We start from the raw sequence: 24,548 nt of genomic DNA on the forward strand, positions 1-24,548 counted from the left end.
TAATTTTTAATGCTTTAAGAATCAACAATCCTTACAAATTTCTAAATTGTTATATGTTATTTTTACAAACCCAAAAACTGTTTATTTAAAATCGATGCAGTGGATTTCTTTTCTCGTTTACTCCCAAATAAGTCCAATCAAGACTTTACAATACGTTCAATTTTCTTAACTAAGTATGCATTATATTTTTTTTTACTCAGTTTCAAAAATTTCGGAAAAAAAAGGAATTTTTGGAAGTTTAAGGTCATGTTTTTGTTGTACACTTACTATTTAGATAATATTATGCTGAAAAAGAAAGAGAGCCCATACATCTGAAACCGTTCTAGTTTCTTGTATACCACCCTTTCCTGCAGATCAATTATTCATTAAGCATTGTATTTGTATTAAACTTTAAAGCGTTACTTAAAAAATCTTTTAGTACAGCATATCCTTCTAGTTTGACCAACATCTCTTGCGAACAATACACCCAATAACTAAATATTGTCGGACCTGTAGCCACCTTTTCTACACTTTCCATAAACTGACCTAACTCTTCAATCAGCTTTCGACAACTCAGTTTATCCGCAATAATAATTTCTTCTTTCCCTTCTAGTTCCAACAACATCCATAAATAATCAATAAATTCTACTTTTGCTTTTAAAGTTAAAAACTTTTTTTTCGGTACCATGTGTTTCTTACTTCCCTCTTCACCTTCTGTGAAACATTTTAAAACATCCATCTCAAGTTTTGTAACTGCTTTTTTTAATCCTTCTTTTTTTGTTGTTTTTTCTCTCTTTGTGCTCTTTTTTAATTGTTGAGTTGATACCCAACGCTGGACTTCTAAAGCTTCTGACGATTGCTTAGAACGATCGAGCATATATTTACGTACTTGTGTGTTCTCTTTCTTCACCGCTTTTTTCTTGAAAGGTGCTTCTACAACCTTAGGGGTTATTTCTTTAACTCGTTTGTTCTTTTTAGCATTATTTGGGGCATTCTCTGTACTAGAGTCTACTTGGTGTAGTTGTTCTTTTATTGTTTGACTTACCTTTGTAAGTTCCGTTTTCAATAACTCACCAGAATCCATAACGATGGATTCATTTTTTATCAGTTTGTCTTCTAAGGCTTCCATCTTTTTCGTTAATTGTCCAAATTTTTCTAAAGCGCTATAAAGTTCTGTTTCTTTCTTGTTATACTCCGCTTCTTTTTCCTGTTTGACTAAGTTGTCATATGTTTCAATAAGTTCTTTGGCGCACTCTTTTAACTCCCTTAATTGTTTTACATGAGCTTCCTCATAAAAACCTATTGTAAACGTTAATACGATATAGGCAGTCGATGTGTATACATTGATTTTCTTTATAAGTAACTGGTTGTTCTTTTTTGTCCAAGTTTCATAAATTTTTTTTGTTATTTGCTCAAGTTCTGTTAATGAGCGAATATCTTTTTTAAAAATCAATTTACACGATAAATATGCTTCGTTTGGCGTATCTAAATGCTTATTCAAAAGTTCGACTCCTAAAAGTTTAGGGTTAACTTTTTGATGGAGAATATATTTTTTGATTATTCTTCTTCCTAATTTTGAGGTATTTTCCTCAGCTTCGTTCATATCCACCAACTCCTAAAATCGCTATACTAAAAATCCTTTTTTCATGATTCAAAACCATTGATCCATAATTTTCTGATAATCAATTCTGTTATCTAAAACAATAACAACAGATTTCACCTAGTTTTTCTCTTTTTCAGTAGATCTTTTAGTCTGAATCTATTTTGATTGTTTTTTTAGGCCTTCTCGGCTTTTCAGAACTTATAGGACGTTTTTTCCTAGTACTAACTAGTTTATTATTTCTTGGTCTCTGAACCTGTTGACTAGCTTTATTGGTGCGTCCTCTTTTTTTCTTTTTTTGGTATAGAGCCTCTACGTAGCGTTTTTCTTTGCGTTTCCTTGAAATCAACAGTACTAGTAAAAATATTAGCAATGCACTAAGTGTCATAACACAAATAGTGATGTACAGCATTAGGTTACTTTTATCCGAACCTATAGCTGTATTCGTTGTCTTTTTTTCTTCATTCTTTGTAATTTTAAATTCCTTATCCCATTCCCACTCCTGATTCGTTGCTTTAGATTTAGCCGTCAGATGAATTTGATATGTTCCATCTTGAAATACTTGCTTTTCCTCAGCGATATGAAAAGTAAAACTTGAATTAGGAGCCATTCGATAACCCGTTACTTTAGCCTGATGGATAATTTTATCTGAGTTTTTTTTATAAATCTTTGCTATATATTCAATATCTTCTACATTTATGGCTTGATCATTTTGAATAGTTGCTTTTATAGCCTTTTTACCTAAATTAGTTTCTGAAACGACACCTAATAAGTTTAATTTTGCGACAACAGGAACATCCGTTTCCGTTAGCTTCACAGCGACAATATATGTTTTTTTTTCTTCGGGAACAGCCTCTCTTGGTTCAATTGATTTTTCTGCTGAAACAACCTTGATTCCACCTAGAATCATTCCGTCAAACCGTTGTTTGGGCATCTTTAAATGTACTGTTGCTGTCATCGACTTGTTTGCAGGAATTGTCAATTCTGATTCAACAGTTGCAATATCTTTTAGCGAAGTCTCCAAACTCTTATCTCTTGAAACGATTTTGGAACGGTCAGAATAATCTATATCCCCAATTTCATTAGTTGTAGCATCATTGATTTGCATGGTAACTTTTTGTTGTCTATTTGACGTATTGGTCAATTCTAATTGCAATGCTTGTTCCTGACCAGGATTCATTCTAAGGTCATAATAAGTTACTTCTGGATCATGCTGATTTTCTGGTAAAATCGGTTTTACCGAAACAGCTAAGCCAATTTCAGTTCCAATAAACATAAATGACAGCGATAGAATAAAAAATACTATCACTAAAATCACCAAATGAAGTGTTTTTCGTTTATTAATCATTACATTTTAAACTCCCTGCATAGTAAAATCTTATGTATTAAAAAAGAATCAAGTCTAGCAGTTCTATATATCAAATGACCATAGATAGAAGTACTATTTCCAAGTAATTAGTTCTTTTTTATTTATGTCAACCGATCTTCTTTTACTTTACTGGCGGGTAGTATTTTCATTGATTGACCTGTTATATGATGATGTTTATTTTTCAATATTGTTTAAAAAAGAGTCGATACTTCAATAAACTATGTAAGATTGGATGGGAAAAGCCGACTATTCCCAATCCTCTTCATCTCCTTACGTTAAATCATAAAGATTCTCGTAAATGATTCTTTTAATCGTTAACAATAGACTCCTCGCTCAATACTATTTGTTCAAGCAAATAATTTTCACCTTGTATCAAATCAAAATAAGCAGCTTTATTCAATATACTGTCATAATCCATTTTCATGATCCGAACATGAGGCTGACGGAACCAAGATTTTTTTTTAATTTTGACTCTTGACTCAATTAACTTACACTCATCTAAAATCAAGTAAATTTCATTTGTAGAAACTGAGTCCTTAAAACTTCTTACTTGTTCTCTTTCATAAGTTAGTTGATTATCTGAAATCGTCATTTTTTCGGACTTTGTAACCAGTTCTTTATTCATCATCCAAGACTGCTCTAGAAATTTAGCCTTTTGTAGTAATTGAGAATATTCTCTCAAATCAACTCTTAAAATTTGATCCCAATTTTCATTTTCATCACTAGTTGATTTACTTAATTCTTTCATTGCTCTGGATAGATTTTGTCGCTCCATTTGATCGATGACAACTTCCAGTTTCTTATTTGCAAGCCGCATTCTTTCTTTTGCATATTTTTCTCTACTAATGGATTCTTCTAACTTCAGTAAATAAGTTGCATCACCCTCACCGTATTCTACAACTTCTATTTTTTCTGTAGATTCAGAACTAACGGTCTTAAAAGGTTTGATAAATTTTGCTACGAGTCTTTCAATCTCATAGGCAAATGCTTCCAGCACATCTATATCTTCTTTATTATCGTATAATTGTTGCTTTAAAGATTGTAGCAAATTGACCATAAAAGGAAATCCGCTCTCTCTATAGGCAATCGGGACAAAGTCGATATAGTAAACCACTCGATTGTCTTCTTTTTCCTTAGAACCGCCGATCCACGCAATCTGAGGGAATGTATGGATCAGCTCATCTAATAAAGCAGACCAATCAAGATCGACAAAATCTAAAGTAATCTCTACATGTTTAAAAAAAGAAATTATGGTGTGAAATTCTTCAAAATATTCTTCAACTTCTTTTTGAGGATAAGGGATTCTTTTATTCTTTGTTTGAAAAATCTCTTCACAAATATAATAAATATCCCGCAACATATCATCATCAAAAAGGCGCTCGCCCACTGCTGGAGAAGCGGCTTGATAGATATCGACCATAATATTTTGATAAACCACTTCTTGTTCCCCTTTCCCTTACTCTAGTGATTGATCAGCTAGTCGACTAGATTTGCTTAACAATTCTTCCATCAGTACGCTTGTTTCACTTTGCAATCGTAATATCCGTGTATGATAATTTGCCGCTTCCTGATTGATCATTTTCAACTCGATTGAGGCTTCTGAAACAGCCTTTTTGGTTTCATGCCTAGCAGCTTCTACTGTTCGATCAGCTTCAATGGTGGCACGTTCAATAATTTGTTGTGCTTTTTCTTTTGCTTCCATCAAAACTTCTGCGATTTGATTTTTCATTAAATCTTGTTGACGCAATTGTTTTTCCGTCTCAATGCATTTATTTCGTTCATCTAATAGTTGTTCATCTAATTGAATCCTTAGATTTTCTGCTTGCTTCACTTGTTCTTCAAGTGCGATAATCGTTTCTTTAGACTTAGAAGAACTTGTCAAACGCATGGTTAGCTGATCAATCTCTTGCTGTTTGTTTTCAACTTCCGCCTTTAATCGTTCCGCCATGGTTCGTTGACGTTGCATTTCCTTTTGAAATTGCTGGTTTTCATTCTTTAAATGTTCAATTACAGCAGCTTGTTCTTGTTGAGCTTCTTGTTCTTGTTTTCTCATAGTATTGTCCAAACGCTCTCTTTTATTTGAAGTTTCTGGCCGACTTTTTTTCGGAGGCTCATAAGTTTCCTCTTCAAATTCATCATCAGAATATTCCTCATAATCATCATACTCATCGTATTCGTCATATTCATCGTAATATTCCTCGTAATCATCATCATGGTTCTTTTTTTTTTTGCTTTTTTTGTTAAATATAGCCAAATCTCCCGCTTCCCTTCTTACTTAATCCTTTTGGGTTAAACACTGCCTACCAGCAGTTCTCTTATTTTTTCATTATTTTGTTCATCTAATGCCACAAATTCTTGATTCAAGTAATAGCCAATACCTTTTTTATTTAGAATAAAGGGTTCAAAAATCGACGTTTTTTCCATTATTTTTTGTTTGATTCGATTAATCAAATTACTTAACAGCGCTTGTTTATTTTTTTGTTTAGCATTTGTCCAAATGGCTTCACACAAGGACTGACTTGAAAAGACTCTCTGATCTGATTCTATAAAATGTTCTAATACTTGATGTTCCTTTTTAGTCAATGGAATCAACCAATTGTCTATAATCAAGGTACGATCTTTCAATTGGAAAGAATATTGTTTTTTTACTTTCACTACATTTGAAAAAGATGACGCATTTTGAGTATTGTCAATAGAAGCGTCTACTGCCCTTCCTTGACTATTTTTACTTGCTTGACCCGCAACCTCCTCAAAAATAGAAGCCAATTTACTTGCTAAATCAGTGACCGATATTGGATAGCGAACGAAGCTCACATTAGTATTATTGAGATACTTAGACTTGTTAATCTGTTCTGATTCAAAAGTTAAAACTACAATTGGTTTGTTCAACAACGCTAAATTATCTAAAAACGATTCTTTTAAGCCACTGTACATTGACTGTTGATAAATAATGAGATCAAAATTTTGCAGAAAGTAGAACTCTTTATCTTTTGGCTGAGTCAATATATCTTTTGAAACCATAATTTCGTAATCCATATTCAATAAACTATTTTGTAACAGTCCATTTGCACTTAGTGTGTCAGTCAATATAATTATTTTTTTCCTCATAATGGAAAATCCTCCTCTTAATTTTTATATATAGTAAATTCCAACCATTTACGTTTGATAAAATTCTCTAGATAGATAAATGTAATACATGCTTTAAACTGCAGAATACATAAAACTTAGCTAACGAGAATTTCCTATTCTTATATAAAATAAGAAAAAACATATTAGATGTTTAGTTATATGGACATTTATACTTCATTAATGACGGCTATATGACGGTTTAATGATTGAATAGTTGTAAAATAATACTTTAAAAAATAATTATTTTAGTAAATTAAACGAATTAAAAATGTTTATATAAAATAAAAAGATGAATATTAATTGCCCATTACTTCCAAAATACAAATAGACTAAGTTTTCTTTTTTTAAATTTTCTTTGTAAGTCTATATTTTTTTGTAAGATTAAAAAAAGGAAGAATATAGAAAGTCATAATTTTTATGGTAATATAGTAGAAAGTTTAATGATTTTTTGACGGTCTATTTGACGGCGTATAGAACTAAGTAAATTCATTTAGCACCTATATTTATTAATAACCTACGAAAATTAAATATAATTTATCGTAGCGCTGTATAATCAGGTAGCTGTTTATCAACGTTTTGAGGTTAAGCGTATGATTTACTCTGTTGTCACGATCATAATATATATAAATTAAATATATTGTTATTTTTTTATTCCTCATTGACATGCACAAATTATGTATTGTATACTCATATTATAAGTATTTAACTTAAGCACCTATTAAACTAGATTCTTATAATTTAATATGGTTTAATTTAAACAATTATAAATTTTTCTTATTTTATATAAAAACAAGAAAAATTATATTTATTTTGGCATATAGTAATTTTTATAGATATTTCTATCTAAAATTAGTCATTTCCGTACAAACCAAGCTCTTGCATTGTCATTAAAGCCTAGTTAATACTGGTTATCTTTCAATCGCTCACGGTAATCAAAAAGAGTGCAGAACAAGTTTCTGAAGTGAGCCCCCTAAGTTAGACCAGAAAATCTAACTTAGGGGGCTTTTTATAGTGGCTAAATATGATTATGACTTTAAAAAATCAGTAGTTGAAGCGTATCAGAGGGGAGAAGGTGGGTATGTGGCTCTAGCTCGCCGATACGGTATTCCAGCTGATTCAACAGTAAGAAAATGGGTAAAGATTGTAGAAAAATTGGACTTTAATGCCTTAAACCGACGTAAAAATAAACAAACTTATTCTTCCCAATTCAAGCAAGATGTCATACACTATTATTTGACTAGCGGTGACTCTTACCTTAATGTCGCATTGAAATATGGATTGCCATCTGGAAATCTACTCCAACATTGGCACCAACTATTTCTGCGTGAAGGCATTGAAGGTCTCTTACCGAAACTGAAAGGAAGGCCTTCAATGACTAAGAAAAAGAAGAAACAAATACCAAAAAGGCCGTTAACGCGTGAACAAGAACTGGAACGAGAAAATGAACTGCTTCGTGCAGAACTGGCCTTCGTAAAAAAGCTCCGAGCTTTAGGGATGAATATCCCAGATCGACTCAAGAACGAGATGCACGAATCATCCACGAACTCCGAAAGGAGTTCCGATTAACGATTCTTCTTGAAGCGACAAAATTTCCTAAAGCGACATACATGTATTGGCAAAAGCGATTGAATCGTGGGAATCCAGATGCCAAGCTAGAGGAAACCATTCAAGAAATCTTCGAAGAAAACGATGGGAACTATGGGTATCGTCGGATTCAAATCGCCCTGAACGAACAGGGAGTAAAGGTAAATCAAAAGAAAATCCGTCGAATCATGCGTAAGCTTGGGCTGAAGAGCGTAAAGTTTACACGCAAATCACGTAAGTACAATTCCTACAAAGGGACTGTTGGACGAGTGGCAAAGAATCGGATTCACAGACGATTTGTTACCTCGGTTCCTCATCAAAAGATTACAACTGATACTTCTGAATTTAAGTATTATGAACAAGATACGAACGGAAAACCTGTCATCAAGAAGCTGTATTTAGACCCATTCCTAGATCTGTTTAACGGGGAAATTCTGTCCTATCGAATATCAGAAAAACCAAATGCAAAGGCCGTTCTTGATGCTCAAAAAGAAGCCATAGAACAAACCGCGGACTGCCCCTATCGTCGGACTTTCCATTCTGACCAAGGCTAGGCTTACCAGATGAATGGTTATAGAAAGCCTTTAGCGGAGAAAAAAATATTCCAGAGCATGTCCCGAAAAGGGAATTGTCTTGACAATTCACCGATGGAAAGCTTCTTTGGTCTATTAAAGCAAGAAATTTATTATGGTGTGATTTATACAAGCTTTAAAAGGTTGAAGAGGGCAATTAAAGAGTGGATTAATTACTATAATCATCACCGAATCAAAACAAGGCTCGGCTGCAGTCCCGTTCAATATCGCAAACGGATGACCGCATAAAAACCCGACCAAATTTCTTCGGTCGGGTTATGGTCTAACTATTGGGTCTCACTTCATTCACCAAACTTGTTCTGCACTCTTTTTTTTCGTCTTACGCTTCATCAAAGTGAATCTCTAAGATGTCTAAGATTCTTGCTAAATCAGACTGGGAAAGGTACTCTATCTCAATTTTCCCCTTGCCTTCTTTTTCTTGAATAGCAACAGTCGTACCAAATTTATCCATTAAACGATCTTCACTTTCACGAATATAATATGGTTTGTCCTTGCTGTTTTTCTTGTCCTTCTTTGGTATCTTTTTCCCTTGATTCTCATTTAAATCATTAACGATTTGTTCTAGTTGACGCACGGTCAAGTTTTCTTTCACAACGCGTTTTGCCAAGGTTAAAATCAAGTCTTTGTCTTTTAATCCCAGTAAGGTTCTGGCTTGTCCCATTGATAAAGTTTCACCTTGAACCATTTCTTTGACCTGTGTTGGTAATGTTAATAGGCGTAAGTAGTTCGCGATATACGGACGGCTTTTTCCTAAACGTTCTGCGACTTCTACTTGGGTCAGCTTCAAGTTCTTCATCAGCATATCGTATGCTTCTGCTTCTTCTAATGGATTTAAATCTTCACGTTGTAAGTTTTCTAAAACGGCCACTTGCATCATTGCTTCTTCATCAAATTCACGAACGATAGCAGGAATCGTTTCTTTCTCTGCTAGTTTTGATGCACGGAAACGTCGCTCGCCTGCAATGATTTCGTATCCTTTAACAGCAGATTTTCTAACGATGATTGGTTGAAAGACACCTGACTGCTGGATTGAATTTGCCAATTCTTGAAGAGATGCTTCATCAAATGTTTTTCTCGGTTGGTATGGATTTGGACGAAGTTCATTTAAAGGAATTTCAATGACTTCTTCTTTTTGGACATCTACATCTTCTAGACTAGCAAAATCTTGAAACAACGCATCAATACCTCTGCCTAAACCTTTTCCTTTACTCATTATCCAACACTTCCTTTGCTAGTGCTTGGTACACTTCGGCACCACGTGAACGGGGATCATAATCAATAATCGACAAACCATGACTTGGCGCTTCAGACAAACGAACGTTTCTAGGAATGATCGTATCATACACTTTCTCACGGAAATATTTGCGGACTTCTTCTACAACTTCAGCACCTAAATTCGTGCGGGCATCGTACATCGTTAGCAAGACTCCTTCGATACGTAATTCCGGATTAAAATGCTTTTGAACTAAACGAATAGTATTTAATAATTGGCTCAAGCCTTCCAAAGCATAGTATTCGCATTGTACGGGAATCAAGATCGAATCACTCGCTGTAAAGGCATTGATCGTTAAGTGTCCTAATGAAGGTGGACAGTCGATCAAAACAAAATCGTAGATATCATCGATTTCTTCAATAGCCGCTTTTAAGCGAGATTCTCTGGCCATCATTGACGTCAATTCAATTTCAGCTCCAGCTAATTGGATCGTTGCCGGGACAATATCCAAATTTTCTCTAGAGGTTTGCTGAATCACATTTTTGATTGGTTCTTCATTGACTAATACATCATAAACGTCTGTTGCAACGTCTGGTTTACGTACACCGATTCCACTTGTTGCATTTCCTTGAGCATCAATATCGATCAGCAACACTTTTTTGCCATAATAAGCAAGACAAGCACCCAGATTCACAGTGGTCGTCGTTTTACCGACACCGCCTTTTTGATTCGCTACAGAAATTATTCGTGCCATTTGTGTCCCTCCATCTTATTTGATTGGTTGTTTATTTGGTAACCCTGGTTTTCTTGGGTATTTTTTAGGGGTTTCTTTTTTCTTTTGGATCACAACGATATGACGTTCATCTTCGGTAATGGGTAACTCAAATGACACTTCTTTTTGAAATTTACCACCTAAAATCGCAATCGCAGGTTTTGCTTCAATAATTTCCTCTTCACTTTTGGCTGCTTTCAAGGCTAAGAAAAAACCTTCTTTCTTAACTAACGGCAGACATAACTCACTCAACACATTCAAACGAGCGACTGCTCGAGCGGTCACATAGTCAAAAGCGCCACGAAATTCAACCTTTTGACCAAATGTTTCTGCACGATCATGATATAAAGAGACATCTTCCAACTTCAATTCATTGACTAATTCAGTTAAAAATGTGATCCGTTTATTCAAAGAATCAACGATCGTTACTTGTAAAGTCGGAAAAACGATTTTCAGTGGGATACTAGGAAATCCTGCACCTGCACCGACATCACAAATTGATTTGTTAGTTGAAAAATCTTCGAAAAAGGCTAGTGAAATAGAATCATAAAAATGCTTTAAATACACCTCTTTTTCTTCCGTGATTGCTGTCAGGTTCATTTTTTCATTCCATTCAACAAGTAATTCAAAGTAACGGGCAAATTGCTCCATTTGGTGATCCGTTAGCTGGATCGCTTTTTGACTTAATAATTGTTTAAATTCTTCAGGTTTCATATGTTTCCTTCCTTCCGTGAAACAGAAAATGTTTCACAGTTGTCTTTTCTTACTTTAACGCAAATAGAGATTTCTTGCAATGTTTTTAGCAAGATTTTTAGTAGTTGTAATAAAATGTTTCTTTCTATTATATACCACAAAAAAATCCCGCTCTTTTTTACAGCAAAAAAAAGAAGCAGCCAGTTTAAAATGTAAGAACATCTTAAACCAGTTGCTTCATTTTCGCTTTTTTTAGTCTCCACCAGCCGTGATTTTGATTTTCTGATTATAAATCGGTTCATGGTTCATTAAATCGGCAATCGTACCAATTTTCACTCCTTTAGAATAGTAACCATCCAAAATTCCTAGCTTTTGGAAAATTGTTTGTTTATAAGCAATTTCAGCATTCCATTCAACGGTGTCAAGGATTGCTAAAGCAGAATGGATTGCTTCCATTCCTGTTTCTCCACCAGTAGTGATCAACACACCATGACTATCTAGTAAAAATTCATGCGGTAATGTTTTTCTGGCCATTGTTTTAATATGATTACTCACGATTTCAGCTAATTCTTCTGAGCAGTTCGGTTCAAATTCTAATACTTCGATGTATTCTACTTTTTGCGTAGCTTCGGTTAAGTTCGGCATATCCAATCCGCTCGTTGCCCAAAACATACTATTAGGAGCATGGGCATGCAACACAGCTTTAATTTCTGGATTCGCATCATATACTGCTTCATGCATATTGATTTCCCGAGTCAAGCCACCTTCACCTGCAATAACTTTCCTTGTATGAGGTTCTACCACTAAAATCTGTGAGGGTGACACTTGGCCTAAATATGCCTGTGACATCATCGTTGGTGTCATAATAATAAATTCTTTGCCTGCTTTATCAGTTGTCTTAAAGGAAAAGTTGCCGCCTGCTACATTTGTATTCTTACGTTCAAAAATCAATTGTACAATCTTTGCCATATCTTCTCTTTCACGCTCAAATAATATTCTGCCATCTGCCATAATTGATTACAGCTCCTTCTTTTTTAATAATTTTCCTGTACGGATCGTTTCTTTTGCCGCTTGCTGAACGACTTTATATTCTTCATATTTTTGTTTTTTTCTTTCATCATATTCTTTGAAAAGTACTGCATTTCCATTTTTATAGATGAAAAAGGAAAGAAACATGACTAGAAAATACATCGGCATACTATTCAGGGATAGCGCGCCTATAAACAATAAGATAGCCAAAAATAGTAACATCATCCACTTTGTTTTTTGATTCATACGATCCAGTCCTCTCTAGCATTTCCCTAATTTTTGATTTCATCATAGCGTTGACTTGGAACTGGTTCTTTTGCCATATATTTGTACAACCAGACAAACATGGCTATAAAAATGATAAACCCAATAATAGCTGGGATATTTAAATTTGCCGCCTCTGCAAAAAGAATTCTAAATTCCGGTCCTTCAATAGATGACCAAGTAATACTGCCACCTTTTAAATCTACTGCTCCAGTTTTCTTCGCCAATCCTGTCAAAACTGGTGCCAGATACGTTGCGCCATATAAATAAAGCGGCGTATAAATAATGCCCAGCGTGATCATGCGGTACAGGTTTCCGCCAGTTAGTAATAATCCCCCGACCGCAATGGAGTAATTAATGATTCCGGCTAAAGGCAACACTTGATTACCAGGTAAAATCATCGCGTATCCAATAAAAACAGGGACTAAAATAATCGCTGTTACCCAAATTTCAGAACGTCCTGCTAAAATCGGCCAATCTAAACCAATATAAACTTCACGATCCTTGAACCGTTTTTTCATCATTTCAGACATCGCATCCGCTAACGGTGAAAGGGACTGCATGAACATCTTACTGATCATTGGAAACAAAGCCATTGCTGTCGCAACTTGGATTCCTAAATTCAATGAACCAGAAATACCATATGCTGCGCCAAAACCAAGCAATACACCAATAATAAAACCCATTACACTATTTTCAGAAAAAATCCCAATTTTTGCTTTTAAAGCTGATGTATCTGCTTTTTTATTAAAGAAGGGAATTTTATCCATCACAATATTGACTGGTAACATCAACACTGCGGAAATGTTCATTAAATGCGTCACTGTTACTAATGGAATTCCAGTTAAATCTTGAATATGACGCTGGAACATATCGCCCATTTTCAGTTCCAATACAACTTGAATGACAGCCGCAATAAATCCTGCAACCAACGAACCGCTAATAAAATAGACCAGATAAGCCGTTAAAGCTTTGCCCCAAACATTCCACATATCGACATTTAATGTCTTGGTTAAATTTAGCAATAACATAATGAAATTCACGCCCAAAACGACGGCGAAAAAGACAAAAGCATAAGACCAAGACCAGGTAATACTCGCAGCTCCTGTCCAGCCTAAATCAAGTGCTGGCAAACTGATTCCAGTATTTTTAGCCATTGCAACAGACGCTGGACTTACCGCATCTGACATAAATCCAATCACCATGCTCATGCCAGTAAAGGCAACCCCTAAAGTAATGGCTGACATAAAGGCCTTTTTCAATGGCATACGGGCAATCAGCCCAATGATCAGGATAATCAACGGAACAAAAATTGCTGAACCCAGATTTAATATATAATCAATCACAGATTGAAAAATTTCCATCTCTTCTACCTACCTATCTTTTAAAATTTTTGGTATGATTAATTTGTATGTTATAAATGCTGAGAGAAGAGCTTAGCCTTTTCTCACAACTATCGGGAGGTTGGGACAGGGGTGTTTAATCCCGAGAACCACGTAGGTACTGTACAACATCAACTCATACTTCGTTGTGTTTTACAGCAATAAGAAGGAGTTCACGAAAATTGTATTTCAAATTTTTGTGAATTTCGGCTTATTTCCGAAGCCTTCAAATCTTAGTGCTTTAGCACTTAGAATTTGATGTGATCGAAGCGTAGTGATTGCTTCTGCTCCCACCGTTTATACAGACTCTTCTTTTTTACTTTCTCGTGTCGTTGATGATTCCTTCATAAATAGTATCAACGCCCATACCAGTTAAAAATGGTACGCCGGCATACACTGAAACGCCTAATTTCTCTGCTTCTTCTAATACTTCGTCATCAGGTTTTGCAATATAAACATAAATACTGGCACTTGGTAATTCTTGTAAGATCGATTTATAATCCACAGCTTCTACAGGATAGTCAATTCCATCTTCATCGAATTTACTCTTGATTTTTTCTGCTACCGTAGTACTTGTTGCGACACCACTGCCACATGCTACAATTAATTTTCTAGCCATTTTTTACTTCCTCCCATTGCTTCATGAATAAGTTGAAAAGCTGTTCATTTTCACTTATCGCTTTTAATTCTTCTACAAACGCTTCATTTTGGAATAAAATCATTAGTTCTTGCAGTAAGCCAACCTGTTTTGTAGGTTCTTTGATTCCTAAGAAAAATAGATCTCTCACCTCCATTTCTTGATTATCGCCCATTTGTTTGACCTTGATCGGCTTTGTTGTTCTTGCAATATATATGAAAGGCCTTTCAATATAGTCTGTATCAGAATGGGGTAAAGCGATATTTAGATATTCTGTGATCAGTCCAGTCGGAAATACCTGTTCTCTTGACTTGATTCCTTCCAAATAACCACCATTTACATACCCTGTTTGCTGCAATCGCTTTGCAATAAGTTCAAATAATTCTTCTTCATTTTGAACCGTTATGTGCAAATCAATCAATTCTGGTTGAAACATCTGTTTCATCTTTGTAATTCCTCCTTCATTTTGCTTCAATTCAAAGTTTTTATGTTCAACTTTGTAAATATATGTTAAACTTTGTTTATACAAAAAGAATACAACTTGTTAAATGGTTTGTCAACGCTTTCTTTCGATTGTTTTTTGTTCATTTTACGTTTAAAATGTAATAGATAAACATTTTCGAACAAAAAGGGGAGCATATTATGTTAAAAAGAGAGCGTCATGCCCATATTCTAGAATTATTAGAAAAAAATACCTTTATGACCGTATCCGATATTGCAGCAGAGCTTCAAGTTTCTGAAATGACGATTCGCCGAGATATCACTGAATTGAGCGACACGAATCAACTCGTTCGTTTATACGGTGGTGCTCAAAAAATCGATCGTAAAGATAAGGAACTGGCAACGCATGAAAAAATTAATCTACATATCGAGCAAAAAGAATACATTGGGAAGATCATGAATTCATTGATTCAGGACCATCAAGTTGTTTTTGTTGGGGCTGGGACGACTATTTTATATGCCCTACCATTCATTCAAAAGCAAAACTTGATGATTGTGACAAACAGTTTGCTCGCGTTTAATTATGTTATTGCACACACGGACTATCGGATTTTATTAACAGGGGGGGATTTTACACCGATCACAGAAGAATTTATCGGAGAACATGCTGAGCAGACATTCGAGACCATCAATATCGACATTGCTTTTGCTGCAACAAATGGCATTTACAACAATAATGTCACCACCTCCAACTATCTAGAAGGTGGCGTACAGCGGGCAGCATTTAAAAATGCGAAGAAAAAAGTCGTGGTAGCTGACAGTACAAAATTCAACGTCAGTGATGTCTATACTTTTTATAAAATGTCTGATCTAGACTACGTGATCACGGATGACAAAATAGACGAACAAACATTTAAATTCTATCAATCTTATGGAAAACTATTAAATAAAAAAAGTTAAACTGGGTTTCACAGCTCTTTCGGGGACCCAGTTTAACGAAGGACCTGAAGGAGAGAAGCAATTATGATTTTAACAGTGACACTTAATCCATCAATGGATTCCATTTATTTTGCAGAAACATTTATTTTAGGTGAAATGAATCGTTGTAGTAATCCGATCAAAGCCGTCGGAGGTAAAGGAATCAACGCTGGCAGAACAGCGGCAATTTTAGGCAGTGACGTAACAGTAATGAGCGTTTTAGCTGGGACAAATGGAGAACTGATTCGAAACGCACTTGAACAAGAAGCTTTTAAATCCGTATTTATCCCCATTCCAGGTGAGTCTAGAAATGCTGTAACGATAATGGATCGCGAGAAAAATCAAACCGAAATCGTAGAACTTGGGCCCGTGATAACGGTCGAAACTGCCCAAAAAGTACTTGCTAACGTGATTGATTTTTCCTTTACACAACAAAAAAGACCGATCATCGCACTATGCGGATCAGCCAATACTAAAAACGAACGACTATACCAAGACTATTTACAACAGTTATATGAACAGCTCGGAGCAAAGGTGAAAATTCTAACCGATATTTCAGGCCAACAGCTTAAAAATGTCTTACAAGGGACGATTAAACCCTATTTTATCAAACCGAATATTCATGAATTTGCAGAATTACTTAGTCTTTCAATTGTAAACAAACAGGAAGTTATTAGACAACTCACCCATCCGATATTGCAAGATATTCCGTTTATTCTCGTTTCTTGCGGCGGAGATGGCGCTGTCGCAAAATACCAGGGACGGATTTTTGATGTAACGATACCAGCCATCAATAGCATCAATCCAACAGGTTCTGGCGATGCGACAGTAGGCGGGATTGCATTTGCTTTGGATCAGGGGCTTTCGATCGAAGAGACGCTCCGTTATGGGATGGCTTGTGGCATGAGTAATGCTTTGGAGCAAGCGGTAGGTTATGTTTCGGTTGAAAATGTTGAGGAACTGAAAAATAACATCGTTTTACAAGAAATAAAGTAAATGTTTCACGTGTAACAATGGATTTTTCAAAATAAAATAAGGATCAATACGTCAAATGACAGGTTGATCCTTATTTTTGCTATTTAACACATTGAAACGCTTGATCTTTTGCTAAATAAAATGGCCGTAAATAGCCTACTGTATTAGACATCGGGATAATATCTTCACTTAGATCGATGTTTAAGGTTTCTTTGATATATTTTTTTCTGATCGTGATTCGTTGCCACAATTCTGGATAGTTTTCTTTGATTTGGTTTTGTAGATCCGAATCTGCTAAAGCCACGCATTCTTCAGCACTTACTCCAGTGAAGCCTGACACAGAAGGAATAATATCTAGCTGTAAAATCATACCGCTTTTCAATTTTTCCTCCGAACCAGCATAAATCGGTGACGACATCCACTCTTCATCTGCCACTAAATGTCCAGGATTCAAGTGCCAGTGATAATCCGCTTTTGGAAAGACTGTTTCAATTGTTTGATAAAGTTCGTTTCCAGACATACCGATCTTGATGGTTTCCAACCAAGCTGTAATTGCTTGATAGTATGGCTTTGCTACCTTTTCTACGTATTCTTTTTGTGTTGCTGGGAGTTGTGTTGCATTTTCTACAACAAATCCAGTACGGCTAGACAAGCCACCTTTGAAGGCGGTTGTCAGAGATAGTGGATCGCCTAATGTCACTTGTTTGTGTGTGGGATAGATATTGGCATATTCAAATCGTTGCCCTGTTGCAGCAATTGTCACAACTGTATTCGTTTGTCCTTCCGCTGTTAATTTATTCCCTAAAACAGCTTCAGTTACACCGATTTCAACGGCATCCATTGCGTTTAATACGGCACTGGATGATAGATTTGCCCCATATTCATAATGAGCAAGTTCGTTTACATTATTTGTTATCCGAACTCCTTTATCTCCTCGAATAAATAAATGCGCTGCGTTTTTAAGAACTGCCTCCTCCCTCTTACTTGCTAAAAGAGCTTGAACAATAAAATAAGGCAAATCAAATAGTGTATCATTAGCTGATTGCGTTGCGGTAAACATTTTCCAGCCGACGACGCCGATCTTGTTCTTTTTCGATAAGCCAATCGTTTCAAAAATATTTTCCAAACTCACTTCGTTATCCATCGGTTGATTCGGCAAAGAAAACAACGGATAGTGGACTAATTGATTGTCGATCCGTGAAACTTTTGCCATTTTGAGATTTTCATTGCCTAATAGTAGTGTGCATGCTCCAGTAACATCCAAAACAAGCAGTCCTTCTTCAAAACGAGGAATAAATCCAGTTAAATATTCAAAATTCCCGCCATGCTCTTTGTCCGCGTAGACCACTAAGGCATCAAAATCTTCTGACTTCATATTTTCCAAAAGCTTATGCTTTCTTTCAGCCATTGTTTCATCCGTTAAAAAGGTTGGTGCAACATCCGGAAAAATGGCAGGCTTAGGAATCTTTGCTAATTGAATTTCTATTTTTTTCATTTGATTCATTTCCTTTCAAATACACTATTTTTGTGTTTAACATTCTTTCAGGCGCTTTTTTTGCTGGCCATCAGCCGTAAAATTGCTAGGAGCTAACCATGATTCTAGACGGGATTTCGTTTGTGTCCATTCACTATCAATGATAGAAAACCATGCCGTATCTCTGTTTCGATCTTTATAAACCACAGCATTACGGAAAATTCCTTCAAAGACAAACCCTAAACGTGTGGCAGCTTCTCTGGAAGGGTCATTCAAGGCATCACATTTCCATTCATAACGTCGATAGCCTAGCTCATCTAGCGCATAACAAGCTAAAAGATATTGGGCCTCTGTAGCGATCCGCGTTTGTTTCAATTGATCAGAATAGATAACATATCCTACTTCGATCGTCCCTTGCTCTCTATTTGTTCGCATCAAAGCCAACGTGCCTATGGCTTTTCTATTAAACTTATCAATAATCGCATAATGAAATGGATCTTGTGATCGACTAATTGACTCTAAATAAGTAAAAAATTCAGCTTTATCTTCAAATGGCTCCATTGGTAAATATGTCCAGTTCTTAGCTGGACTCGTTGGACCATAAACTTGATATAAATCTTCGAGATGCTGCTTAGGATCTATTTTTTCTAAATCACAATAGGTTCCCTCTAGTATAGCTTTTGTTGGGTACTCTCTTTTTGACCAATTCGTTACAGAATAGCCAATTGGTTGCCCATCTGAATTGTAACGTATTTCCATTTCATCTCCCCCCTCGTCACTCTATGTTAGTTTAACAAAAAAAACGCTTCATATATAGGAATAGCCTTCTTAAAAATCAATTAACATTTTTATTTATTGATAAAGATTATAACAAATTCTCTAAAAACACCGCTTTTCGTACAATTTTTGAGAATTTCTGTAAAAAAAATATGCTACAATTGTAATTGACCAAAATAAAGCAACTGAAAAGTGATAAATACTTTATAAACATACATTTTTAATCTTATACTCAAGGGGAGATGAGCGATTGAAGATTGCATTGTGTGATAATAACCAGAAAGAAATAGGAAACATTGAGAAGATAATCCATCTGCACACTTCTCAGCAATACGAATTTGATTTTTTTAGTAACGGTGAAAAGTTGATACGACACCTCAACGAAATCGGGACAAGTTATAATATATACTTTATCTCTATTGAAATGACTGAAACAGATAGTGTTGCGTTAGCCCAACAAATACGAGCCTTTGATGTAGAAGCATTGATCATTTTTGTATCAGATGATATTAAACGGATGCCAGATGTGTTCAAAGTGCAAGCTTTTGATTATTTAGTGAAGCCAATTTCAAGTGCTTGTTTATTGGAAACCATGGATCGAGCAAGGAATTATTTTAATGCGATTCATGCTTATTTTGAGTTTTCATTTAATCGAAAACTTGTTGTATTGCCGATGAATGAAATTGTCTATATCGCAAAAAGTGGACGTGTCGCATACATTCACACGACGGAACGAATCTATAAGACGTATTTAACGATGGCCGAAATCATCGCTAAATTAGATAAACATTTATTTGCTCGAATCCATGGCAGCTATGTGGTGAATTTGACCTATATTGTTGAAATCGCGAAAAATGAAATCTTCGTTAAACAATTTGAAGATGGTCTACAACAAGAAAATAACCTTTCCTTACCAATGAGCAGAACATTTAAAGAGGAGTTAAAAGTATCCTATGCAACGTTCCTAAAAGCTAGAAAAAGTCTATAATGTATAGGCTTTTTTTATTTTTCAGACTTCTAGATAACTATAAAAACCACAGAAATCTAAAAAATTTCCTTAAAGGTAAATTATAATTCTATTACCCTTGTTATTTTTTACCTAAAACACGCAACTTATTACATTAAGTATTTTACAGCCTCTTTTTATGGTAACGTTTAGGTAACTAGCGGGCACAAATAGTGCTCTCTAAAATAACAATTTGGAGGAATGAAAAATGGCAGGCGATAGAATTAAATTATCCCCACAAGAACTTAGAACTTCTGCAACAAAATATACGGACGGTTCGCAACAAGTTCAAGATATTTTACAAAAATTACAATCTGAACAAGATACGATTCAGGGAAACTGGGAAGGTAGCGGTTTTGATAGCTTTAACGATCAATTCACTGCTTTAAAACCAAAAGTAAGCGAGTTCGCTGAGTTATTAGATCAAATCAACAAACAATTGAACGAAGTTGCTACTATTGTAGAAGAAACAGATCAAAATATCTCTTCAGCAATCGGAAGAGGTCTATAAGAAACACATAACTGAGGAATAGGGAGGGCACTTGCTCCTCGCTGTTCCTCTTTTGTTTAGGAGAATGATAAATGAACAGTAAAAAACTATATTATATGTTGAAATCTGTTTGGATGGTTGTAATTTTACTTATTATGCTGATATTTATGAATCGCGATTTTACCGATATCTCTGCGAATAAAGCGAAAGAAGATCAAGATATGCGGTTGAATATTGCGTTAGTAAATGAAGATAACGGGATTAACAAAAATAACATAGACTATAACCTAGGCGCAGATTACGTAAAGAAAATCGAAAAAGATGCGACATACAACTGGTTCACAGTGAGTCGAGGAATTGCCGAGAATGGTTTAAAAACTGGCACTTATAACCTACTTGTTACGATTCCAAGTAATTTCTCAAGCAAGCTTTTAGAATTAGACAGCGAAGCACCTGAAAAAGTTCAAGTCAATTACAAAATCAATGCGAATGGTAATGCTACTTTAGAAAATGAATCAAGAAGTGTTGGCCGAAAAATCGTCAATGATTTGAACCAACAGCTTGTGGATTTATATGTGGTGAGTATCATTGATAATTTGTATACGGCACAACAAAATATTGAAAAAGTGTATACAAATCAAACAGATTCCGTTGGGAAGTTTCAAGACATTCTTTACCAACCGACGATTAATTTTAAAGACTATTTACCAGGTATTACCTCACAGTCTCAAAGTGCCCTACAAGCAAATGACTTGTTGACAAATACATTAACTGAATTTATTAAAAATCCTGAGTCTCTCGTAAGTAGCCATCAAGATTTTTCTACTTTGCTAGAACAGTTATTACAGCAACGGGCTGATGGAAAATTGACTTACGAAGAGTTTGTTAAGATTTTGACCTCAATGGATGACAGTGTGTTAAGTTCTGAAACAAACAAATTATACAGCACACTAGAAAGCTTGAATCAATCATTACAGGATGATTTCATTGCCTCAGATGATGGAAATGGCCGTTATATCGAGCAGATGAATGCATTGAATGAACAACTACTTGCTTCTAAAGCAGATGTTGAAAAGCAGATTGATGAATTGACCGCTATTCAGAATGAGTATTTTGATACTTATAGTGAAGAGTTCTTCAACCAATTTAGAGTCACTACTCCAGATGAAGTGACGTTTAGAGATGTCCTTAAAAAAATGGATTACGATTCTGGTCAACTCTCAGATGTTACTAAATTTAATGATAATTACCTGCTGAAGATGCAAGAGCGTTTGGACAGTCTACCTTTTAAACAAGATACCCGAGATATTAATCAGTTCAATGAAGTCTTTTTATATGGTCATTTTCCATATACTGAAAACCCTGCTATTGATGACATTCGAACATCTATGTATGGAAACTCTGGCATGTTGGCTACTATAGAAAAAATCAATCAAAAAATTCGCGATACCAATGATAAATATCCTGATAATCCTAAAATCGAAGAATTGGAATGGAAAGTCGATAGTGAAACAGTCAGTAAAAGTCAATATCATGAGAAGTTGAGAACAACCTATGATAATTTGATTAAGGAAAGAGAAGATGCTATTGAAAACCCCCATTCGTTCAGAATCCAAACAGAAAACTATAAAACGGATGGAAAGATTATTTTTGGTGAAATTCCTTCTGAAATTGCATCTCTTACTTATAATAATGGTACCGACCAAGTTGATCCTGCTGGTGAAGAGATTCCAATTACTAGTTCTTACATGGACTTTAAGTACACCTTTGCAGCTGATTTTGAAGAGACTAACGGTGCACCTACAATCCCAATTTCAGTGGTAAAAGTGCTTCATCCAGATAATGATGGAAATGCACCAGTTACACGAGCACTACCAACTGTTGATGTAACGACCGACGAAACAGAGCCTGAGTCCCAAGAAAACCAAACTACTGAGAGTACTTCTACTGAAGAAACAAGTCAGTCAGCACAATCAACTGAGGCAGTTACGCCAAAAGATACACCTCAAGTTGACACGTATACAGCTAGAGCAGTGGCAGGCACATATGTAGTTACTTGGAAGCAGACAACCGATCTATCTGCCTTTTTAACACCCAATTACCAAAGGGCTCAAAGAAAATATACAGAACAATTAGGAAAAACAATCGAATTGTATCAAACAGTCAACGCAGAACTAAAAGACTTCGATAAATACCCATTCGATGTCTTCAACAACTTATTGGACATGAACATGACGGAAATGTTCAAACAAGTCCTTAACGGAACCTTCGCGACAGGTCATTACAAAGACCAATATGCCAAGCTTGAAACACTACGTCGCCAAGCCGACGATATCGATCGTCAATCTGGTCGCATTGGTGAAAAGCTTCAAGATATTCAAGGCAATACTATGAGTCTAAACGAAAATGTCCAAAATCATTTAGCTCAAATCGCCGACTGGCAAAAGAATATGTCCGAAGCCACAGCATCTAACCTGAAAGTTGAAGCGGATAATGCTGCCACAGACACAGAGATATCTGCAATCGACTCGATGCTTAAAACGATCAAACAACAAGCTGAAATGCTGAAAGAAGCATCTGATATGAATGTTAAAGAAGCCGAAAGCGTTAAATCGGTCTTCACATCTTTCGACAAAGAAGTCCAAACCGCACAAAAAAATGGGGAAGATCTATCTGCTAATGCCGATGTGATCATGGACAATTTAAACAAAGAATTAGCCAACAACAATGATTTCGTTTCAGCCTTTATCAAAGTGCTGAACAACGCTCATAAAGACGGCGTACCAAACAATACCTTACTACAATTTATCGCCAATCCAGTGAACGGAAAAGCGGAAGCAACCATCAAAACAACCGAGGTCAACGAACCTTTCACTTGGATCTTGATCATGTACACGTTGAGCTTATTTATCGCTTACCTCTTTGCTACGCAACCTGTCGCAAGAAAAGTCAAGAATAAATTCAAACGAGAAAAACTCTGGCTCAAAGACAACCTGCTGGAAACAATGCTACTCAGTTTAAGTGCTATCGGCATTGGCTTGATTTTAAGTCTGTTAAGTATCAGTGAATTAGGAATCGTGAAAGAATCCCAAATCGTTTGGGGCATGATGATCGTACTCTTTATGCTGATTTTCTCATTATTGAATCACTATGCGTTGAAGCAATTCCATATCGCAGGCTTTGCCTTAAGTCTTTTCCTATTTATCAGCTATGTCTTTGTCACCAACGCCATTGGAAAAACCAAAGGCAATAACCCGATGGTCGATCTTATTCGCTCCATCAATCCATTGTCGATCGGTGAAAATAACCTAGCAGATATCTTGGCAAATAACGCCTTGAATATTATTCAGATCATTTTATATCTACTAGCGATCGCAGCATTGATCGTATTCAATATTTTTATTTGGAAACCGAGACGTAAAGCGAAGGAAGTGGCCTCAAAATGAAAAAGCGAATGTCCTTATTTTTACTAGGAATCAGTCTCATTTCTTTTTCTGTTACGGCTAACGCAGAAGAAACATTACTTGATAACAACTTAGAATTACAAACAGATCGCTTGAATAAAGAACAAGTCGACGATGGCAAAACCAAAAGCTTCGTCGCAGAAGATCGCCTGTTCGAAGCAGAAATGATCCAAAAAACAAGCGATGCAAAAGCACTAGAAGAAAAACAAAAACAAGAAGACATGTCTAAGCTCTTCCTAACAAAAGCAACAAAAGTAAAAGAACTAGATGCGACACAACTATTTGCAGGAACTGAACAGAACCAAGCAGCGGTGAAAAAAGAAGAAACGGTCTCCACCGTTTCTTCTCCCCCTGCTTTGTTTCCTTTAATTTTAGGATTAGCATTAGTGACAGTCGTTACCTTACTTTTGTATCACAACAGAAAAAGAGGACAAACTCATGGCGGATAATACAGAACACATCAACGTAACGTTGTTGTATCAGAAAAATAAAGAAAAAATGGTCGATTTAAGAATCCCGAATAACATTACCGTTTTTCGATTCATTCGAGAATTAAATCAAATCTTTGGAAAAGAAAAAAATGTCCAAAAATACCAAATCAAAGTATTGAATAAAGGAATTCTTCTAGATGAAGAGAAAAAATTAAAAGATTATCCGATTACAGACGGAGACATAATTGAAGTGTTGGGAGAGTAAATA

General features: G+C 35.5%; 22 protein-coding genes and 1 pseudogene. 8 read left to right on the top strand and 15 right to left on the bottom strand.

Annotated features, from left to right (window positions below):
• Positions 1–358: 358 nt before the first annotated feature.
• The 5 genes from IGJ55_RS16435 to IGJ55_RS16455 all read right to left on the bottom strand — a co-directional run bounded on the left by IGJ55_RS16435 (position 359) and on the right by IGJ55_RS16455 (position 6,056).
• Positions 359–1,582, bottom strand: a complete 1,224-nt coding sequence (locus IGJ55_RS16435) for a hypothetical protein (RefSeq protein WP_207121830.1) — start codon at positions 1,580–1,582, stop codon at positions 359–361.
• 145 nt (positions 1,583–1,727) lie between these two features.
• A complete protein-coding gene (locus tag IGJ55_RS16440) occupies positions 1,728–2,927 on the bottom strand; it encodes a DUF916 and DUF3324 domain-containing protein (protein ID WP_069640163.1) in 1,200 nt (399 codons plus the stop codon).
• A 328-nt stretch (positions 2,928–3,255) separates the two neighbouring features.
• The gene (locus tag IGJ55_RS16445) at positions 3,256–4,386 is read right to left on the bottom strand and encodes a hypothetical protein (RefSeq protein ID WP_069640162.1); all 1,131 of its coding nucleotides are present in this window, start codon (positions 4,384–4,386) and stop codon (positions 3,256–3,258) included.
• Positions 4,387–4,404: 18 nt separating this feature from the next.
• Complete coding sequence (locus IGJ55_RS16450) at positions 4,405–5,202, bottom strand: hypothetical protein (RefSeq protein ID WP_207121832.1); 798 nt, start codon at positions 5,200–5,202, stop codon at positions 4,405–4,407.
• 35 nt (positions 5,203–5,237) lie between these two features.
• Positions 5,238–6,056, bottom strand: coding sequence for a helix-turn-helix domain-containing protein (locus IGJ55_RS16455; protein ID WP_069640160.1), 819 nt, complete (start codon positions 6,054–6,056; stop codon positions 5,238–5,240).
• A 1,032-nt stretch (positions 6,057–7,088) separates the two neighbouring features.
• Between IGJ55_RS16455 and IGJ55_RS16460 the strand changes: the two are divergent.
• A pseudogene (locus tag IGJ55_RS16460) lies at positions 7,089–8,482 on the top strand (IS3 family transposase).
• Positions 8,483–8,573: 91 nt separating this feature from the next.
• On the opposite strand, the gene IGJ55_RS16465 reads toward IGJ55_RS16460, so the two are convergent.
• The 8 genes from IGJ55_RS16465 to IGJ55_RS16500 all read right to left on the bottom strand — a co-directional run bounded on the left by IGJ55_RS16465 (position 8,574) and on the right by IGJ55_RS16500 (position 14,689).
• On the bottom strand, positions 8,574–9,467 hold the full coding sequence (locus tag IGJ55_RS16465; RefSeq protein WP_069640043.1) for a ParB/RepB/Spo0J family partition protein: 894 nt from the start codon (positions 9,465–9,467) through the stop codon (positions 8,574–8,576).
• On the bottom strand, positions 9,460–10,221 hold the full coding sequence (locus IGJ55_RS16470; RefSeq protein WP_069640042.1) for a ParA family protein: 762 nt from the start codon (positions 10,219–10,221) through the stop codon (positions 9,460–9,462). Before IGJ55_RS16470 ends, IGJ55_RS16465 begins: the two co-directional genes overlap by 8 nt.
• A gap of 15 nt (positions 10,222–10,236) precedes the next feature.
• The gene (gene rsmG, locus IGJ55_RS16475; RefSeq protein WP_069640041.1) at positions 10,237–10,953 is read right to left on the bottom strand and encodes a 16S rRNA (guanine(527)-N(7))-methyltransferase RsmG; all 717 of its coding nucleotides are present in this window, start codon (positions 10,951–10,953) and stop codon (positions 10,237–10,239) included.
• Positions 10,954–11,184: 231 nt separating this feature from the next.
• On the bottom strand, positions 11,185–11,943 hold the full coding sequence (locus IGJ55_RS16480) for a class II aldolase/adducin family protein (protein ID WP_069640040.1): 759 nt from the start codon (positions 11,941–11,943) through the stop codon (positions 11,185–11,187).
• A gap of 6 nt (positions 11,944–11,949) precedes the next feature.
• The gene (locus IGJ55_RS16485) at positions 11,950–12,207 is read right to left on the bottom strand and encodes a hypothetical protein (protein WP_069640039.1); all 258 of its coding nucleotides are present in this window, start codon (positions 12,205–12,207) and stop codon (positions 11,950–11,952) included.
• Between the two features lie 26 nt (positions 12,208–12,233).
• Complete coding sequence (locus IGJ55_RS16490) at positions 12,234–13,589, bottom strand: PTS galactitol transporter subunit IIC (protein WP_069640038.1); 1,356 nt, start codon at positions 13,587–13,589, stop codon at positions 12,234–12,236.
• Between the two features lie 334 nt (positions 13,590–13,923).
• Positions 13,924–14,226, bottom strand: coding sequence for a PTS sugar transporter subunit IIB (locus tag IGJ55_RS16495; protein WP_069640037.1), 303 nt, complete (start codon positions 14,224–14,226; stop codon positions 13,924–13,926).
• Positions 14,219–14,689 carry a PTS sugar transporter subunit IIA gene (locus tag IGJ55_RS16500; RefSeq protein ID WP_069640046.1) on the bottom strand — a complete coding sequence of 157 codons (471 nt, stop codon included), beginning with the start codon at positions 14,687–14,689 and terminating at the stop codon, positions 14,219–14,221. Before IGJ55_RS16500 ends, IGJ55_RS16495 begins: the two co-directional genes overlap by 8 nt.
• Before the next feature lie 197 nt (positions 14,690–14,886).
• Here IGJ55_RS16500 and IGJ55_RS16505 point away from each other — a divergent pair, with 197 nt between their 5' ends.
• Both IGJ55_RS16505 and IGJ55_RS16510 read left to right on the top strand, forming a co-directional pair.
• Complete coding sequence (locus IGJ55_RS16505) at positions 14,887–15,645, top strand: DeoR/GlpR family DNA-binding transcription regulator (protein ID WP_069640036.1); 759 nt, start codon at positions 14,887–14,889, stop codon at positions 15,643–15,645.
• Between the two features lie 63 nt (positions 15,646–15,708).
• Positions 15,709–16,659: a 1-phosphofructokinase family hexose kinase gene (locus tag IGJ55_RS16510; RefSeq protein WP_430606905.1), complete on the top strand. Its 951-nt coding sequence runs from the start codon at positions 15,709–15,711 to the stop codon at positions 16,657–16,659.
• 79 nt (positions 16,660–16,738) lie between these two features.
• Here IGJ55_RS16510 and IGJ55_RS16515 read toward each other — a convergent pair whose 3' ends face one another.
• Both IGJ55_RS16515 and IGJ55_RS16520 read right to left on the bottom strand, forming a co-directional pair.
• On the bottom strand, positions 16,739–18,133 hold the full coding sequence (locus IGJ55_RS16515) for a M24 family metallopeptidase (protein ID WP_207121688.1): 1,395 nt from the start codon (positions 18,131–18,133) through the stop codon (positions 16,739–16,741).
• Positions 18,134–18,169: 36 nt separating this feature from the next.
• Positions 18,170–18,871: a GNAT family N-acetyltransferase gene (locus IGJ55_RS16520; protein ID WP_430606908.1), complete on the bottom strand. Its 702-nt coding sequence runs from the start codon at positions 18,869–18,871 to the stop codon at positions 18,170–18,172.
• Positions 18,872–19,139: 268 nt separating this feature from the next.
• Here IGJ55_RS16520 and IGJ55_RS16525 point away from each other — a divergent pair, with 268 nt between their 5' ends.
• The 5 genes from IGJ55_RS16525 (at position 19,140) to IGJ55_RS16545 (ending at position 24,545) form a co-directional block, all read left to right on the top strand.
• On the top strand, positions 19,140–19,877 hold the full coding sequence (locus IGJ55_RS16525; RefSeq protein WP_430606910.1) for a LytR/AlgR family response regulator transcription factor: 738 nt from the start codon (positions 19,140–19,142) through the stop codon (positions 19,875–19,877).
• A gap of 226 nt (positions 19,878–20,103) precedes the next feature.
• The gene (locus IGJ55_RS16530) at positions 20,104–20,406 is read left to right on the top strand and encodes a WXG100 family type VII secretion target (protein ID WP_069640032.1); all 303 of its coding nucleotides are present in this window, start codon (positions 20,104–20,106) and stop codon (positions 20,404–20,406) included.
• 71 nt (positions 20,407–20,477) lie between these two features.
• A complete protein-coding gene (gene esaA, locus IGJ55_RS16535; RefSeq protein WP_430606914.1) occupies positions 20,478–23,831 on the top strand; it encodes a type VII secretion protein EsaA in 3,354 nt (1,117 codons plus the stop codon).
• Positions 23,828–24,298, top strand: coding sequence for a hypothetical protein (locus IGJ55_RS16540; RefSeq protein ID WP_069640030.1), 471 nt, complete (start codon positions 23,828–23,830; stop codon positions 24,296–24,298). The genes esaA and IGJ55_RS16540 overlap by 4 nt, the downstream gene beginning before the upstream one ends.
• A complete protein-coding gene (locus IGJ55_RS16545) occupies positions 24,288–24,545 on the top strand; it encodes an EsaB/YukD family protein (RefSeq protein ID WP_069640029.1) in 258 nt (85 codons plus the stop codon). The genes IGJ55_RS16540 and IGJ55_RS16545 overlap by 11 nt, the downstream gene beginning before the upstream one ends.
• Positions 24,546–24,548 lie beyond the last annotated feature (3 nt).

The organism is Enterococcus sp. AZ170, assembly GCF_050545135.1.
Lineage (GTDB): Bacteria > Bacillota > Bacilli > Lactobacillales > Enterococcaceae > Enterococcus_L > Enterococcus_L ureilyticus.